The organism is Methanobacterium veterum (genome assembly GCF_000745485.1).
Lineage (GTDB): Archaea > Methanobacteriota > Methanobacteria > Methanobacteriales > Methanobacteriaceae > Methanobacterium_D > Methanobacterium_D veterum.
In genome coordinates, this window is sequence record NZ_JQJK01000014.1 from 92557 (window position 1) to 108955 (window position 16399).

Genomic DNA, 16399 nt, shown 5'->3' on the forward strand with positions numbered 1-16399 from the left:
AAAGTTAAGTGAAAGATTTACTTATTCAGATCAGCTTTAGAGATTTTTCTTATAGTTTTTGGAATTCGTGAATATGTTTCTAATACCTCGTCTTCGATGTATTTTTTAAGGTCTTCAATTTGGAGTATATAATCATCGATCATGTCTATAACTTCTTTATATGGAGTAAGGTTATTTTCACGTTCTTTTTCCAGCTTTTTTCTTTTTTCTGTAGCACTTAATTTTTTCCCGCTACCGAATATACCAAGGACTTTAGGTTTCTCTATTATGGAATCATCTAAATACAAATTTCTTATGTTTCTCATATCCTGAGATACACTGTGTTTTAATTTTGAAACATCACTTTGAAGTCTATTTAGTTTAACCAATGTTGTTCTTGCTTCAAAATCGGTGGATAAATTCAGATCAGACTCTTCAATGTACATTCCCTGAAGCTTTTCATAATATACACCGGGATCCAGGATTTCTTCATGATTCTCCATATCTAAAGATTAGAAAGAATCATTATATAAACATTGTTAATAATTAGCCAATTATACTGCATAATATAAAATATTACTAATTTTAATATGTTATTTATTAATTATTCAGTAAAAATAATTCAGAATTTAGTCATTTAAACTGATTTAGATGTCTAAAAGTAATTAAAGTATCATTAAGATTTATTTGCATTTAGATTCTGCACTTAAATTTAAATATTTGTATATAATGAATGAACAAATATTTTTGACGTTATTTAAATAGGATAATTTGTTTATGTGTTTTGAGGGAATTTTCACATTTCATTCACTATAATACTAAAGTAAGTTTAAATATAATCGATTATATATGTGTACATTGGAAAATTCATATATTATGATAAAATAGCTAATTTTAAGCTTTATTTTAAGCACAACCAATGTTAAAGGTGAAAAGATGAGTTATGATGTAAAAGATATTTCACTTGCACCCGAAGGTAAGAAAAAAATAGATTGGGTACAAAGGCATATGCCTGTTTTAGAGCATATAAAAGCAGAATACGAAAAAGAAAAACCATTTAAAGGAATTACAATAGCTTCATGCTTACATTTAGAACCAAAAACTATAAATTTAGGATTAACACTTTTAGCAGGTGGTGCTGAAGTTGCAATGACTGGATGTAATCCTCTTTCAACTCAAGATGATGCTACAGCTGCAGGGGCAACTATGGGCCTTAATATGTACGGCTGGAGAGAAGAAACCACAGAAGAATACTATGAAACTATCCATAAAGTACTTGATCATGAGCCAGACATTTTAATTGATGATGGGGCAGATATGATATTTTTGGTACATAAGGAAAGACCAGAACTTATAGAAAATATAATGGGTGCATGTGAGGAAACCACCACTGGAATTCACAGACTTAAGGCTATGGCGGAAGATAAAGCATTAAAATTCCCAGTTATTGCTGTAAATGATGCATATACTAAATATTTATTTGATAATAGATATGGAACTGGACAATCAACTTTTGATTCGATAATGGGTTCAACAAATGTCCTTATTGCAGGTAAAACTGTTGTTGTTTGTGGATACGGCTGGTGCGGCCGAGGTATTGCAATGAGGGCAAACGGCTTAGGTGCAAATGTCATTGTAACTGAAATAGACCCTATAAGAGCTTTAGAAGCAAAAATGGATGGATACAGGGTAATGAAAGTAGCAGAAGCAGTTAAATATGCAGATCTTCTTCTAACTGTCACTGGAGATATAGACGTAGTTACAAAGGAACACTTTAAAAATATGAAAGACGGATGTATACTTGCAAATTCTGGGCATTTCAACGTAGAGATAAACAAGGGCGATCTTATGGATATGGCTGTTAAGCATGAACAGTTAAAACCAGATATTGAAGGCTTTGTGATGGAAGATGGAAGGGAATTTTATCTTCTTGCAGATGGAAGGCTTGTTAATTTAGCAGGAGAACGCGGTCAGGGACATCCCGCAGAAATTATGGACATGAGTTTTGCAGTACAGGCATTGTCGGCTAAACATCTTTTGGGGGCTAAATTGGAAAACAAAGTTTATAAAGCTCCTGATGAAATTGATGATAGAGTCTCAAGACTAAAATTAAAGGCAATGGATATTGAAATAGATGAATTAAGCCCAAGACAGTCTGAATATCTTGCAAATTGGGAAGAAGGGACTTAAACTCTTCTATTATTTTTTTAACGCTCATGTCGGGAGTATTGTGCAGATATTACATTTAAATTATTATGTAATTTTTGATTAAATAAATGAAATTTTTTAAAACAAGTTCAACTTAAATTAACCCGTAAACATGTTAATGAAGTATAAACATACACGTGATAATAAACATGAGCGTTTAATTATGTTTTTAAATGTGAATCTAATTTTAGCAGGTTTTATAAATGGTGGTCTTTAAAAAGATAATAAATAAAGGAAATAATCCTGTACGTCTTTTTATTGGGGGAGTCCACGGGAAAGAAGGACTTACAACTGTAGATGCCCTTTTGCAAATTTCTGAAGTTGATGTTAAAAACGGCAGCCTTACAATGTATAATTTTGATAAGAGCCCTTATATCAGCACACTTGACAGACATTATTACGGTTCTGATAGGGGTAAAGAGATTGTATCTATAATTAGAGACATTAAACCTGAAATGTACGTTGAACTGCACTGTTATAATTCAAACAGTTTTAGTAAGTTAACAGATTTAAACAGAAAGGAGCGTACTGGTGTTCCGCCGCTTATACACCTTGAAAAAGGCGTTTTAATAGGTTCAACATCTCCTTACATCAGGACTTCTTTATTTAAAGAATGGGATGTTTGTATAACACTTGAAATCCCGTGTAACTATTCGATAGAATCTCTTGAGGTTTATTTGAATGTAATGAAGGCTGTTGCAGGCTCGAAGGATAAATATGAATTACTAGATAAGTTGAGGGCAGATTATCCCGAACAGGTTAAAACTGCAGCAAAATATGCTGTTGAGCTTTATTGGAATGGATATCCTCCATTATAATGATTATTAGGCTTTAAATTACTTAAAATTTATTTTTTTGAGATATTGATTCAGGATCACAGATTCCCAATAATTAATAATTTATAAAAATATATTATTACTATATTGGGTGTGATTTAAAATGAATTCAAATCTTCAAAATCAATATATGTCTAAATTACGGGCATTTTCTGAAATTTTAAGTATTTTTATCATTTTAATCAGTATTTTATTTCTTATTGGATGGGCATTTAATATTGAAATTCTTAAAACTCCAGGTTCTGATTTTTCTACTATTAAATCTAACACTGCTTTTTCTTTTCTTCTTATTGGTATAATCATATGGCTTTTGCAAGAAAAACGAGTAAATTCGCGTAATATTTTGATTTCACGAATATTATCTTTAATTATTTTGTTAATTGGATCTTTTACTCTTTTTGAGTATATATCTAGTATTAATTTAGGTATAGATCAGATATTATTTAGCGAACCTCATGATGCTTTCCAAACTGGAGCTTTAAACAGGATGTCGTTGGTGGCAGTTTCAAGCCTTTTATTAATTAGTATTTCCCTTTTAACGATTGATAAGGAAGAAAAGGGAAATTTTCATCTTTTTCAGTTATTAATTATTCTTGTGGGGCTTATATCATTTCTTGTTCTTTTAGGGTATCTTTATCAAACAACAATTTATCCTATTTTGAACACAACAGCACCATCCCTTTATGGATCTGTTATGCTATTCATTATTTTTCTGGCAATTATTGCTTCTCGTCCAAATAAAGGCTTTATGAAAATATTAACAAGCAAAGGGGTTGCTGGCGTTTTTGCACGAAGAATAATACCCAGTATCATTATTATTCCTTTGATTTTAGGATGGTTAAGACTTTTGGGAGAACATATGGGCTTATATGATGCTGAATTTGGAACTGCAATTACCATATTTTTTACTATTTTAATTTTAGCAATTTTAGTCTGGTTAAGTATTGTATCAATTGATAATATCGATGTGAAAAGATTTCAAGCTGAAGAAAATATTAAAAGACAAGCTGAATTGATAAACCTTACCCATGATGCTATTTTTGTCCGCAACATGGACGATGAAATTACATTCTGGAATAAAGGATCTGAAGAAACTTACGGTTGGAGTAGGGATGAAGCGCTGGGAAGAGTTACCCATGACTTGTTGCAGTCGGAATACCCTGAACCTTTAGATGAAATCCAGGAGGATGTTTTAAACTATGGGCAGTGGGATGGGGAATTAACCCACAAAAAACGAGATGGCACTTCTATTATGGTATTAAGTAGATGGTCATTGCAAAAAGATGAAAGTGGTAAACCTTTAGGGTTTTTAGAAATTAACACCGACATAACGAAACGTAAAGAAGCTCAAGAGAAACTTAAAGAACTTGTGGAAGAGTTAAAACGTTCTAATTATGAACTTCAGCAGTTTACTTATATTACTTCCCACGATTTGCAGGAACCACTTAGAAGTATTGCAAGCTTTGCACAACTATTAGGGCGGCGTTATAATGGTAAGATAGATAGCAGTGCTGATGAATATATTGATTTCATTGTTGATGGAGCAATGAGGATGAAGGAGATGATTCAGGGTTTACTGGAATATTCTCTTGTTGGAAAAGGTGAAAACTTTCAACTGACAGATGTTAATGAAACCATTGATATTGTTTTATCTAATCTTAAAAGGTTAATTGATGAAAATGAAGCTGAGATAACTCATGAAAGGCTTCCTACTGTAACGGCTGATTCTAGACAATTGGTCCAGATATTCCAGAATCTTATAGTAAATGCCGTTAAATTTAAAAAGCCAGAAACACGACCAAAAATTCGTATTTCAGCATATTTAGATACAAAAAAGAAGGAATATATATTTTCAGTCTCTGATAATGGAATTGGAATTGAAAAACAGTACAGCGACAAAATTTTTGATATTTTCAAACGGTTACATACAATTGATGAGTATAGGGGGACAGGTATCGGTCTTGCAATATGTAAACGGATCGTTGAACACCATGGAGGGAAAATTTGGGTTGAATCAAAATATGGTGCAGGTTCAACCTTTTATTTTACCATTCCAATCAACCCTGTAAATTCTTAAAAATGGGGGATGTTAACAGCATATCTTTTAAAAAACTTTAAAAAAGAAAAAAAATTTAATTTTCAATGCCTTTTCTGACCTCGTCAAGGAATTTTGTCTGGCCAATTCTTTTCATGGTTGCAGCTAGCCGTTCTCTTTGTGGTTTATCTGCGTATTTATCATAAACCTTCAGAATGTTGTCTATGTAATCTGTTATTTCGTCAACAGTTTTAACTTTAGTGCTTACACCTTCAACAAGCTCTCTTCCAGCTTTACCTCCTATATAAATCATGAATCCTTCTTCTTTAACTTCCCTTGCTTTGTGCGGACATGCATTTAAACATTTTCCACAGCCAACACATATATTGTAGTTGGTGTAAGATGTGTCTCCCCTGATATTAATGGCTTCAACTTTACAAACTTCTGAACATCTTCCACAGCCATTACATTCATTTTCATTAGTTTCTGGGAATTTTATACCTGCTATTCCTGTATCGTGTATCTGTGGCCTCATGCACTTATTTGGGCATCCGCTCACTGCAATTTTGAATTTATAGGGGGTAGGTCTCTCTTTGAATTTATCTTCTATAATCTCACATATTCTGGTTGTATCTATAAGTCCGCTACCGCAGTTTTCTTTACCTGGACAGGCAAGTGTTGCCCTGACAAGCGGACCTTCTGAACCTGTTACAAGGCCCATTTCATTAAGTTTAGTAACAACATCATCGATATCAAATCCATTTATGCCGTGGAGTTCATATGCCCCCCTATTTGTCAATTTGATCCTTGCGTTATATTTTTCTGCTATGTCTGCAACTTCTTTTATTTCTTCAGTGGTGTACCACCCAGCTGGTTTTGCCCTGATCCTGATGAAATAAGTTTTATCAGCTCTTTTTGAAACGCCGGCATAATCTGAAGCCCAATAAAATGATATATATTCATCATTTTCCTTTCTTCTATTTACTTCTCTTTGGAACCTTTTTTGTTTGAAGCCCTGAAGTTTTTCAATTTCTTCAACTTTTACGCCTTTTTGAAGATCTAAAGCGTTTTTAATTTCCTCACCTTTCTTGGTCCTTATTATGATGGTAGAATATCCATTAGGGCTTCCAACAGAACCAATTGAAACATCTGCAAGCTCTGCATCGAAATCTTTGCACATTTTACAGCCTGCACAGAGCTCTATTTTCTTTAAATCTATTTTTTTCTCTTCTCCATTTGTATATACCAGAAGTTTTCCTTTTTTAACGTTGAATTTTTCAACATCTTCCATTTTTATATTATTTTCTTTTAATATCTCCTTCATATTTCCATAGTCAAATTTTTCTGTACAGAAAAGTCCTATTAGGTACTCAATTTTGGGAATTTTTACAGGTTTACCTGTTCTTCCAAGTTCCTCTTCATGCTTTGCAAGGTATGGGAAATATTGAAGTTTTCTAAGTCCGTTTATCTGGCAGGGTAACGCAACGATTGCTACTTTTTCGAGGCCCATTTCACCTGCTGTTTTCAGCGCTTCAAGGGTGGATATTGCATATTTAGATTTTGATGTTTTAAGTAAATCATCGGCACTTTGAACTATTAATGAAACAGGTTTCCAGTATTCATCACCAACTACAATGGCACCGTCTATCTTTTTTACCTGGAGGAGATGTTTTAAAAAGGTGGTTACTGCTCCACCATCCTGTCCTTCAGATGATCCCCTTCCATAATAAAGATCTTTTTCAAATTTTTCCCTTAATTTTATCTGATATTTTCCTGATGAAACCCTTGGACAAACCTCAAAACACATTCCATGGCCGTTTCGCAGACATTCTTCTGTTAGTTGAGGTCTGCCTTCAAAGGTAAGTATGTTATTTGGACAGATTACAGTACATGTACCACATTTAGCGCACATGTCACTTTCAACTATTTTTTCAAGTTTCCAGGTATTTTCTTTATTTATCTGACTTTTTGGATACATTTTGGCCAGCTTTTCTGGAGGTTCCATCATTAAAATTGCTTCACGAATTATAGTTTCATCAACCTCCACATTTTTTGCAGCTGCAATAGCATCTGCACTGTCTAAAATATGGGATTTAAGTTCTTCACCAACTTCTTTCCGCTGATTTGGACTCATATTCCTTGTTACTTTATCTATATAGTCGTTAATGTACATCCAGTCACCTTTTTTCAGAATCCATATTAATTTCAAATTGTTCAACATTCGTGTTTATTGATTTAAAAAATTCCAGCCAGTTTTTTCGAACTTCTCTGCCGTATTCTGTTATTTGATAATATTTCCGTGGTCTTGAATCTGCAGTGTCCCAACGGCTGGAAAGCAGTTTTTCATTTTCGAGACGTTTAAGCAGGAGGTATAAAGTGCCTTCTTCAATTTTAAGCTCTGAATTTTTCAGGCTTTTAGTTATATCATACCCATAACGCTCTTTTTCGAGTAAACACATTACAGCAATTTGTATGGCTCCTCTTCTCATTTCAGTCTCGAATCTTTTGGATATGCGGCTCATTCTATATATTCCTCGCAATACTTTGTAGTACAATAATCTATGTGGTACATGATACTTGGTGCTACATAGTATATAAAAATATTGTTGAGACTTAAAATTTAAGATAAGTAATATTTCTAAAATGCTTATACTACTGATGATGTGTTATATCATATAAAATCGGAAAAATTAACAGGTGAATTATTTATTTCTAATTAAAAGAGGACTAATGAATTTTATATGTAAAGTAGAGGATTATATAGTGTTTATTTCATGAAATAGGGCTGATCCATGTTCATGTAAGTGAAATTATTCCAAGTTATATAATCTTATAATTTGGATATGTGAAAATTACCTGAAGTGAATTTCTGAAAAGTAATATAAATTAAATTTTGAGGAATTTAGGATCTGTATAATCAAAAAAAATATTATAAAAATAAAGAAAAGTTAGATGACTGTAATCTCGTGCTTGAATACTCTCCAGTAATATTGGGCGGCGGTTAATTTTGTTTTATCATAAAATATATTCATGACTGGACCTATTCCCGCATCTGATCTGTATGTGATTTTAATGCTGTTTTTGGTAACTTTTGCAAGGGTGAAGCTTTCATGCGAGTTGAGAACGTATTTTTTAGTTTTAGGGTTTTTAGTGTAAAAGGTTCTGTATATCTTTAAGAAGTTGTTGTTGTACTGGTAAGTTTTCCAGGTTAATTTCGCCCATGTATCATCCTGCCCGTCCCATCCGTATTTTGTGCCGTGGTCTACTACTTTTACTGCTGCTGCTGGTTCTGCAAATTGAAATCCAACAAAAACCATAAATAAAACACTTAACATCATAAATATACTTTTATTCATTTTTTCACCTATTAATAATTTGAAAATTAAAAAAAAATAATTTATTGAGTTACTGGTTTTTATTCGTACCAATTAAAGAGTTTTGCCCTGTAGACTCTCCAGTAGTATTGTGATGCGGTTAATTTTGTTTTTTTGTAATTTAACGAGTAAACAGAAGGTTCCATGATATCCTGTACATCTCTAATTTTTATGGTGTCTTTGCTTACTTTTGCAAGGGTGATGGTATTTTTGTATCCGTATGTGTATTTTGAGTCAAATTTCCAGCGGGTAACAACTACAGTTTTCACGAAATCGTTATTGTACTGGTATGTTGTCCATGTGTTTTGTCTCCACATACCCTGTGTTTTGTCCCATTTATAAGAAACGCCGTGGTCTACTACTTTTGCTGCTGCTGCTGGTTCTGCAAACTGGAATCCAACAAAAACTGCAAATAAAACAGTTAAAACCATAATTGATTTTTTATCCATATTTTCACCATTTTTACTTAATCAAGACTTATTTTTTTCTCAAGGGGATTGGATAGGGTTTGATAGGAGAGGCAACCCTATCCAACTGAATCTGGATTTAAATATGCATGTACCAATTTACATGTCAAAGTATAATGTAACATTTTGAATATATAAAGTTTTCTATTATTTAATGATTTAGATTAAAATAAAAAAAGCCTTTAAAACCGTATTTTAATGAAATTAATCTATTAATACTAATTTTATTATTTTATATTTGTTATATGCTGATTATGGGTATTTATCCTTTAAATTTTACCAAAAATACCTTAAACAAAGAATATGGTACTGTTATGCTGAATAGTGATCTTTATGTATTAACCCTCAAAATTCATTCTAAAAACACAAATTTTAAATATATTAAATGTTACATTTTAATTTAAACATGAAAAGAATTAGCACTGTTTCAAAGGGGGGAGTTTTATTCAAGTTATAGAGTTAAAAAATAGAATTTATTTTGATAAAAGTGATATACCTGCTGAAATTATCGAAAACACTCTAAAATTAAATGAAAAATTTGAAATTGAGTTAAATATTTCCCTTAATTGTGGTAACCACTGGATTAAAATATTCAATGATAATTATTTAAAAATGATTAAATTGGAACGAATTACCGGTCCTAAAATTGGTTATTTCCTTGATAAAGAACGTATTATATTTAAAACCCTTAAAACTGGAAATACTAAGCTAATTTTAGTAGAAAACAGTAATTTAGGCCCCTATAAAGAAATAGTATACTGTATTGATATTATAAATTAAGATACAATTTTAGACTCATATTGTAAATTTTAAGACGACATAAAAATTAATTTGTAAGTATGGTGTATATATGGGTATAACGAAAAAAATAGCCAGAAATACATTTTTTTTGGTTATAGCCAGTATTATAAGTTACGTGGCCTATTTTTTGGCTTTAATGTACATGGCAAGATATCTTGGACCTGGAGAATTTGGAATTTTATCCGTTGCAATTGCATTTACTGGATTATTTGGAATTTTCACAGATTTAGGACTTGGAATGTTAACAGTGCGAGAAGTATCAAAGGATAATGAATTAGCAGAGAAATATATTGGGAATACTACCGCTATGAAATCTGTTTTCTCAATTATTGCCATTATCTATGTTTTAATATCAACAGTTTTAATGGGTTATGATCCCAAAACAATAACTGTTATTGTTCTTATCACGCTTGCCATTGTGATAAGTTCTTTTTTTACAACTTTCTTTTCAGTTTTTCAAGCTTATCAGCAAATGGAGCACCAGGCAATTGCCACAGGTTTTGACAACATATTCATGTTTGCAGCAGTTGTTATTGCAATAAGCCTTTCATGGGATGTTGTTGCGCTTGCATTTATTTATCTAGTTAGAAATGTTCTTGTTCTGGCGTACATGTTTATCATTTATATAAGAAGGTATGAGCTGCCTAAAATAAAATTCGATCTTTCCTTCTGGAAACCGACCATAAAAGAAGCACTTCCATTTGCTTTATCTGGAATTTTCCTCACATTGTTTATATGGATACCTTCCATAATTCTTTCTGCAGTGGTGGGTAAAGAAGCAGTGGGGTTTTACGGCGCGCCTAATAAACTTATATATTTCTTTTTATCCCTTTATTCGGTTTATATGGTTGCTGTTTTCCCTGTCATGTCTATTTATTATAAAAAATCAGAAAATTCACTCAAATTTATTTATGAGCGTTCCCTCAAGTACACTCTAATCATATGTCTACCAGTAACCATTTTTATTTCTTTAATGGCTCTTCAAATTATAACTGCAGTATATGGAGGTGCATATGGTCCTTCTGCTTTAGCTCTTCAGATTTTGGTGTGGACACTTACCTTAGTTTCTGTAAGTGGGATATCTGCAAATCTTTTAGGATCAATCAACAGGCAGCTTACAGTAATTAAAATAACTACTGTTGGAATAGTCCTGAATATATTATTAGGGCTATTATTGATACATAAGTTTAGTTTCATCGGCGCATCTGTTACTACAGTAGTTACAGATATTTCAGTACTGCTCATTATGTTGTATACTCTTTCTAAAACAAATTTTGTGGATAGATCATTATTTAGAGATCTGCCAAAAATAATTTTATCCAATTTAGCAATGGTTTTTGCTGTATATTGTTTAAAAGATTTTAATTTAATTATAACAGCTTTTTGCGGATTTATTATTTATTTAACAGCCCTTAATTTCACTAAAATATTTGATGAGAATGATTTAATTATTTTTAAGAAAATGTACGGAACTGGAGGTAAATAATTGTTTAAAAATCAGATAATAATGGGCCTTTAGTTGATATGGGGTAAAAGGTGGATCAAATGAAGGTGAATAAAATATCACATCCCCATATCAAACCAATAGGGTCAACTAATTTATGGTACAATTAAAACTTAAACGTTAGTATATTTAAAGTTTTCTATATAAAAAATTAATCTCAAGATCTAATGTAAATGAATTTAAAAGAGAAAACTAAATTAAAAATAAAAGTTAGGCTTTATTATTTCATAGAAAAAAGGCAGTGCTTAAATGAAATTACGTGGAAAGACTCTGGTACTCATGGCAGTTATAATCCTGTCTTTAACTGTTAGTTTCTTTATAATTTCAGAGCTGATATTTGTAGGCAGTTCCTCTGAAAGTGAAAATAGTTATACCAAGCTGGTACTGAATAACACTCTTAATTCATTAAATAATAGTTTAGAATCGTTAAATAACAGTGCAAATGATTGGTCAAGCTGGAATGATGCTTATTACTATGTTAATGGCGATAATCCTAACTTTTTAAATAAAACACTTGTTAATGATGCGTTTTTAAAATTGAATATTGATTTTATATTATTTGCAAATAATGACGGTAAAATAATTTATGCAGAAGCATATAATAAAACAAGCCAGAAAGAGATAAAAATATCTTCCAATATGACTCAAAGTCTAAAAAATAATGGCTTAATGTTGGATACAAGTAATAATAAAAGTTTATCTGGGATTATAATTATTAATGGAATCCCTATGATCGTTGTTTCAAATCCTGTTTTAAAGAGCAATGGGGAAGGCCCATCACACGGAACTCTAATTATGGGAAGATTCTTAAATCAGGATATGTTGAGTAGTCTTTCTAACAGTGGGCTTGTTTCTGTTCAACCAGTTACTGATACAGATGCACCCTCTGATTTTTTGAATGCCATGTCACATTTATCAAATGAGACACCTGTTTATGTAACTAATTTAAGCCATGACTCCGTTGCAGGATACAGTGTTTTAAAAGGAGTTAATGGCAGCTCTAATCTTGTTTTAAAAGTTGAATTACCTCGTTTTATCAACAATGATTATGAAAACGCTATTTTTTATCTTATACTGTCTTTAATTATAATGGGATTTCTGGCAGCGATGTTTATCACTTATTACCTTGATAAGAATGTTCTGTACAGGCTGGATCAAATAATAGAAAGTATTACTGGAATAGGTAAAAAGAATGATTTATCTAAACGAGTACCTGTTTTAGGCAACGATGAACTGGCTGATTTATCGACTTCTGTAAATAATATGTTAGGATCTCTTCAGGAATCTAATTCTAATTTAGAAAAGAGCGAAGAAAGATACAGGATGATATTTGAAAATACAGGCACTGCAATGGTTATAATCGGGGAAGGCATGGCCATAAATCTTGTAAATGATGAATTTGAGAAAATGACTGGGTTTTTAAAGGGTGAAATTGAAAATAAAAAAAATCTAATGAATTTTGTTGTCAAAGATCATCTGGATAAAATTGAAAATCACCATAGCTTCAACGAATTTAAAGACAAAAACACACTTAATAGTTATGAAGTGCAGTTAAAAACTAAAAATGGAGATATTAAAGATTTATTTGCAACATTTGGGTTTATTCCTGAGACTAAACAGGCTTTAATATCGTTTATAGATGTTACTGATCGTAAAAAAGCAGAAGAAGAATTAAAAAGACATGCTGCGTTATTAGATATTTCATATGGGGCTATTTTTTCATGGAGTTTTGAAGAGGGCATATTATCGTGGAATCAGGGTGCTGAAAGGCTTTATGGATATAGTAGGGGAGAAGCTGCTGGTAAAATTAGCCATGAACTGCTTAAAACTAAGCATCCGCAAGGATGGGATGATTTCATGGAAAAATTGGATAAATATGATATGTGGACAGGGGAATTGATTCATACAACTAAAAACGGCGAAGAACTTATTATGGAAAGCAGGCAGCAGTTAATTCAAGATTCTCACGGCAAGAATATTGTTATTGAAACTAACCGTGATATTACAGAACGTAAAAAATCAGAAGATAAAATAAAGGCATCTCTAAAAGAAAAAGAAGTACTGCTTCGGGAAATACACCACAGAGTAAAAAACAACCTGCAGATAATTTCAACCCTTCTTCAACTTCAAGCTGATGAAATCACTGACCACAATACCCTTGAAAATTACAGGGAAAGTGAAAACCGTATCCAGTCTATAGCTTTAATTCATGAAAAAATGTACCAGTCAAGGGATATTTCCAATATTGATTTTACAAGTTACATAAAGAGCTTAATAAATGATCTTATGTATTCCTATGATGCCGATTCAAGAAATATTAAATCTGTAATTGATACAGGTAACTTTTTATTCAGTATTGAAACGGTACAACCTCTGGGTTTAATAGTCAATGAAATTATTTCAAACAGCTTAAAATATGCATTTAAAGATAAAAATGAGGGCACTATTCTAGTTAAACTTCAAAAAATGCATTCTAATAATTTTAAGCTTACTGTTAGTGATAATGGTATGGGATTTCCTGAAAATATTGACTTTAGAAATACCAGCTCATTAGGGCTTCAATTAGTAAATGAACTGGTAAAACAGCTTGAAGGGAATATAGAACTTAATATAGATAATGGAACTGAATTTGTAATTGTATTTAAAGAACCAGAATATAAAAAAAGGGTCTAGTAACGTAGAATCAGTGCTGAATAATTGGATAAATTAACTTAAGGGATAAAATGGAAGCCAAGGTATTAATTGTGGAAGATGAGAGAATTCTGGCTATTGGAATGAAGCGTAAACTGGAAAGTGCAGGGTATGCAGTAACTGGAATTGTTTCTTCAGGAAAAGAAGCAATTGAAAATGCTAAAAAAACTAATCCTAATTTAGTTTTAATGGATATAGTTTTAAAAGGGCCTATGGATGGTATTGAAGCTGCTCAGCAAATTATAAACCTTTACAATATTCCAGTTATTTATCTTACAGCCTATGCAGATGATGAAATTCTGGAACGTGCCATGATAACAGAACCTTATGGATATTTATTGAAACCTTTCAATTTAAGTGAATTAAAAGCCAACATTAAAATGGCCCTTTACAAACATAAAGCAGAGAGCAAAAGAAAAGAATTGATGAAAAATAGAATTATGGAAGATTATTATCAGTTTATGATTCATGGTATGGATAAATCCAAGTATTACAGTGAAATAGATATCAGGAATACACTTCTTAAAACATTTGAAAAAAGCTTTGAGGAGAAAATGAAACCTGAGTTCGAGAAGAAGTTAAAAAATAAAGGTCTAAATATATCTGATGAAGATATAATCCCACTCTTTGAAACTTACCTTTCATGGCTTTCAGAGCTCTTTACAAGCTTTGGTATTAAAAATAAGATAAGATCAGAAGATGATTCATGGTATTTAGAATTTTTCAACTGTTCGTGGAGTGAATATTCCATTAAAAATCCGATATTTTGTATTAACTGCTATGCAATAGTTAACTGCAGTTTTAAATGGATTAATATCAGGGGAGATGTCTGCAGAATGTCGAGCATAGCAGGTAATTCCCCAAAGTGTTCTTTTAAATTTTATTCTACTCATTAAATATTTGATAAATCAGATAGAAATTTTTATATAATTGAATTTTTAATCTTTAAATGAAATTTATTAAATATGAGGAATATAATAATGAATTAATTGTTAATGGAATTAAAAATTAAAAAGAGGAATATCATGGGATGCATCACTATATGTATATCTGATGAGTTAGAAATCGCGTTTAGAAGAATGGCAAGAATTTCTTATGGAGAAAAGCAGGGTAAAATGTCGAGGGGAGCTGAAGAGGCGCTATACCAATGGTGTAAACAAAAAATAGAAGAATTAAATGTTGACGAAAAGGAAATTTTTGATTAAGAGGGGATCACATGGCAGAAAATGAAACAAAAAATACTTCAGAAGATTTAAGCCCTAAAGCCGTTGATGAAGACATTTTTAATGAAGTAAACAAATTTTTAAAGGAAAAAGAACAGTATATTAAAGATTCAATAATTGGATCCCGGGTAATGGAAGAATTAGGTGAATTTAGTCTGGATGTTGGGATTAAAAAAACTTATTTGTGTGCCCAAGAAAGCGAAAATGTTTACAGCGTTCTAACTAAAGTTATTGAAAAGTTTATCCAGGCATATGGTGGTACTGCAACTATTTACCCTAAAGGTGAACAGATCTGTCTTGAGCTTATAACACCTAAAAGAGGCGTGTAAAAAGGTGTAAAAATGCCAGAAACTAAAATATTGATAGTTGAAGATGAAAAAATCCTGGCCATGGGATTAAAAAAGAAATTAGAGAAATTAGGATATTCAGTAACAGATTTAGTCTCATCTGGTGCAGAGGCAATTGAAAGCGTCAAAAAGGTACAACCCGATCTTGTTTTAATGGACATAGTACTTAAAGGGGCAATGGACGGAATAGAAACTGCTGAGTTCATTGTTAAACTCTATGATATCCCTATCATTTATCTTACAGCCTATGCAGATGATGAAATGCTTGCGAGGGCTGAAAAAACATGTCCATATGGATATATAATTAAACCGTATAAGGACAGCGAATTAAAGGCTAATATTAAAATGGCTGTTTATAAACACAGCGCTCAAAAAGAGAAATTAATGGACTTTGAGGATATATACCGCGATGTTACACGTTTCCTTGATGAAAATGAAGGTTCATTTAAAGAAGGTGTACTGGAAGGTGAATCACTTACTGGACCTTTTAATATAGATATTGGGCTTAAAAATATTTATATATCCACTGATAGAAATAACAAAGCTGCATATACTGCTTTTTATAAGTTATTAACTGATATTACTCAGAAATATGCGATTTCAGAAGAAAATAAGGTTGTTGTATATCCTAGGGGAGATGAACTTTGTTTAGAGTTTTCTAAATAAAGGGCATTTATTTTTATCTTAATTTTTATATCTTTAAAATGAGTTATTTTATTAAATACCAGTATATAGAATATATAGCGCAGTAATAGACATATATTACTGCTATAAATAAAACAGCTGCCTTAAGCATGCTCTTTTTTGTTTCACCTAAAAAAGCTACTGATGAACTGGTTTTTGTTGGGGTTTGATTCACAGAAAACACCTGCTTTATATTTACCTAATTTTGTACGCTATTAATATCCAGAATGACTTTAAAAATGTTTTTAAT

16 protein-coding genes are annotated in these 16399 nt (G+C 31.7%); 10 read left to right on the top strand and 6 right to left on the bottom strand.

The genetic code is table 11. The features are described from left to right. Positions 1-17: 17 nt before the first annotated feature. Complete coding sequence (locus EJ01_RS06385) at positions 18-482, bottom strand: hypothetical protein (RefSeq protein WP_048081239.1); 465 nt, start codon at positions 480-482, stop codon at positions 18-20. 433 nt (positions 483-915) lie between these two features. On the opposite strand from EJ01_RS06385, the gene ahcY reads away from it, so the two are divergent. From ahcY to EJ01_RS16420, 3 genes are all read left to right on the top strand, one after another. Further along, the gene (gene ahcY, locus EJ01_RS06390; RefSeq protein WP_048081238.1) at positions 916-2169 is read left to right on the top strand and encodes an adenosylhomocysteinase; all 1254 of its coding nucleotides are present in this window, start codon (positions 916-918) and stop codon (positions 2167-2169) included. Between the two features lie 221 nt (positions 2170-2390). Next, positions 2391-3005, top strand: coding sequence for a DUF2119 domain-containing protein (locus EJ01_RS06395; protein ID WP_245611165.1), 615 nt, complete (start codon positions 2391-2393; stop codon positions 3003-3005). Between the two features lie 121 nt (positions 3006-3126). Beyond that, positions 3127-5100, top strand: a complete 1974-nt coding sequence (locus EJ01_RS16420) for a sensor histidine kinase (RefSeq protein WP_052375910.1) — start codon at positions 3127-3129, stop codon at positions 5098-5100. A gap of 55 nt (positions 5101-5155) precedes the next feature. On the opposite strand, the gene EJ01_RS06405 is transcribed toward EJ01_RS16420, so the two are convergent. From EJ01_RS06405 to EJ01_RS06420, 4 genes are all read right to left on the bottom strand, one after another. Further along, positions 5156-7231, bottom strand: coding sequence for a Coenzyme F420 hydrogenase/dehydrogenase, beta subunit C-terminal domain (locus tag EJ01_RS06405; protein WP_084689166.1), 2076 nt, complete (start codon positions 7229-7231; stop codon positions 5156-5158). A 4-nt stretch (positions 7232-7235) separates the two neighbouring features. Then, positions 7236-7580, bottom strand: coding sequence for a PadR family transcriptional regulator (locus EJ01_RS06410; RefSeq protein ID WP_048081237.1), 345 nt, complete (start codon positions 7578-7580; stop codon positions 7236-7238). A gap of 426 nt (positions 7581-8006) precedes the next feature. Continuing rightward, positions 8007-8414: a hypothetical protein gene (locus tag EJ01_RS06415; protein WP_048081236.1), complete on the bottom strand. Its 408-nt coding sequence runs from the start codon at positions 8412-8414 to the stop codon at positions 8007-8009. A gap of 59 nt (positions 8415-8473) precedes the next feature. Beyond that, a complete protein-coding gene (locus tag EJ01_RS06420) occupies positions 8474-8881 on the bottom strand; it encodes a hypothetical protein (RefSeq protein WP_048081235.1) in 408 nt (135 codons plus the stop codon). Between the two features lie 639 nt (positions 8882-9520). Between EJ01_RS06420 and EJ01_RS17220 the strand changes: the two genes are divergently transcribed. The 7 genes from EJ01_RS17220 to EJ01_RS16925 all read left to right on the top strand — a co-directional run bounded on the left by EJ01_RS17220 (position 9521) and on the right by EJ01_RS16925 (position 16131). Beyond that, positions 9521-9679 (top strand): hypothetical protein, encoded by a 159-nt coding sequence (locus EJ01_RS17220; protein ID WP_157197578.1) that lies wholly within the window; start codon positions 9521-9523, stop codon positions 9677-9679. Positions 9680-9749: 70 nt separating this feature from the next. Then, positions 9750-11186, top strand: coding sequence for a flippase (locus tag EJ01_RS06425; protein ID WP_048081234.1), 1437 nt, complete (start codon positions 9750-9752; stop codon positions 11184-11186). Positions 11187-11453: 267 nt separating this feature from the next. After that, positions 11454-13877 (top strand): CHASE4 domain-containing protein, encoded by a 2424-nt coding sequence (locus tag EJ01_RS16425; RefSeq protein WP_052375911.1) that lies wholly within the window; start codon positions 11454-11456, stop codon positions 13875-13877. A 50-nt stretch (positions 13878-13927) separates the two neighbouring features. Beyond that, on the top strand, positions 13928-14791 hold the full coding sequence (locus EJ01_RS06435; protein WP_048081233.1) for a methanogen output domain 1-containing protein: 864 nt from the start codon (positions 13928-13930) through the stop codon (positions 14789-14791). A 129-nt stretch (positions 14792-14920) separates the two neighbouring features. Next, positions 14921-15100 carry a hypothetical protein gene (locus tag EJ01_RS06440; protein ID WP_048081232.1) on the top strand — a complete coding sequence of 60 codons (180 nt, stop codon included), beginning with the start codon at positions 14921-14923 and terminating at the stop codon, positions 15098-15100. Positions 15101-15111: 11 nt separating this feature from the next. Beyond that, entirely contained in the window at positions 15112-15447 is a 336-nt protein-coding gene (locus EJ01_RS06445) for a hypothetical protein (protein WP_048081231.1), read from the top strand. A 12-nt stretch (positions 15448-15459) separates the two neighbouring features. Continuing rightward, positions 15460-16131, top strand: a complete 672-nt coding sequence (locus tag EJ01_RS16925) for a response regulator (RefSeq protein ID WP_084689167.1) — start codon at positions 15460-15462, stop codon at positions 16129-16131. A gap of 43 nt (positions 16132-16174) precedes the next feature. On the opposite strand, the gene EJ01_RS17225 is transcribed toward EJ01_RS16925, so the two are convergent. Beyond that, positions 16175-16324 (bottom strand): hypothetical protein, encoded by a 150-nt coding sequence (locus EJ01_RS17225; protein ID WP_157197577.1) that lies wholly within the window; start codon positions 16322-16324, stop codon positions 16175-16177. Positions 16325-16399 lie beyond the last annotated feature (75 nt).

What these genes read in the sequence shown, in the direction of transcription:
- EJ01_RS06385 (WP_048081239.1), bottom strand. Translation starts at nt 482, where the DNA reads ATGGAGAATCATGAAGAAATCCTGGATCCCGGTGTATATTATGAAAAG.
- ahcY (WP_048081238.1), top strand. Translation starts at nt 916, where the DNA reads ATGAGTTATGATGTAAAAGATATTTCACTTGCACCCGAAGGTAAGAAA.
- EJ01_RS06395 (WP_245611165.1), top strand. Translation starts at nt 2,391, where the DNA reads ATGGTGGTCTTTAAAAAGATAATAAATAAAGGAAATAATCCTGTACGT.
- EJ01_RS16420 (WP_052375910.1), top strand. Translation starts at nt 3,127, where the DNA reads ATGAATTCAAATCTTCAAAATCAATATATGTCTAAATTACGGGCATTT.
- EJ01_RS06405 (WP_084689166.1), bottom strand. Translation starts at nt 7,231, where the DNA reads ATGTACATTAACGACTATATAGATAAAGTAACAAGGAATATGAGTCCA.
- EJ01_RS06410 (WP_048081237.1), bottom strand. Translation starts at nt 7,580, where the DNA reads ATGAGCCGCATATCCAAAAGATTCGAGACTGAAATGAGAAGAGGAGCC.
- EJ01_RS06415 (WP_048081236.1), bottom strand. Translation starts at nt 8,414, where the DNA reads ATGAATAAAAGTATATTTATGATGTTAAGTGTTTTATTTATGGTTTTT.
- EJ01_RS06420 (WP_048081235.1), bottom strand. Translation starts at nt 8,881, where the DNA reads ATGGATAAAAAATCAATTATGGTTTTAACTGTTTTATTTGCAGTTTTT.
- EJ01_RS06425 (WP_048081234.1), top strand. Translation starts at nt 9,750, where the DNA reads ATGGGTATAACGAAAAAAATAGCCAGAAATACATTTTTTTTGGTTATA.
- EJ01_RS16425 (WP_052375911.1), top strand. Translation starts at nt 11,454, where the DNA reads ATGAAATTACGTGGAAAGACTCTGGTACTCATGGCAGTTATAATCCTG.
- EJ01_RS06435 (WP_048081233.1), top strand. Translation starts at nt 13,928, where the DNA reads ATGGAAGCCAAGGTATTAATTGTGGAAGATGAGAGAATTCTGGCTATT.
- EJ01_RS06440 (WP_048081232.1), top strand. Translation starts at nt 14,921, where the DNA reads ATGGGATGCATCACTATATGTATATCTGATGAGTTAGAAATCGCGTTT.
- EJ01_RS06445 (WP_048081231.1), top strand. Translation starts at nt 15,112, where the DNA reads ATGGCAGAAAATGAAACAAAAAATACTTCAGAAGATTTAAGCCCTAAA.
- EJ01_RS16925 (WP_084689167.1), top strand. Translation starts at nt 15,460, where the DNA reads ATGCCAGAAACTAAAATATTGATAGTTGAAGATGAAAAAATCCTGGCC.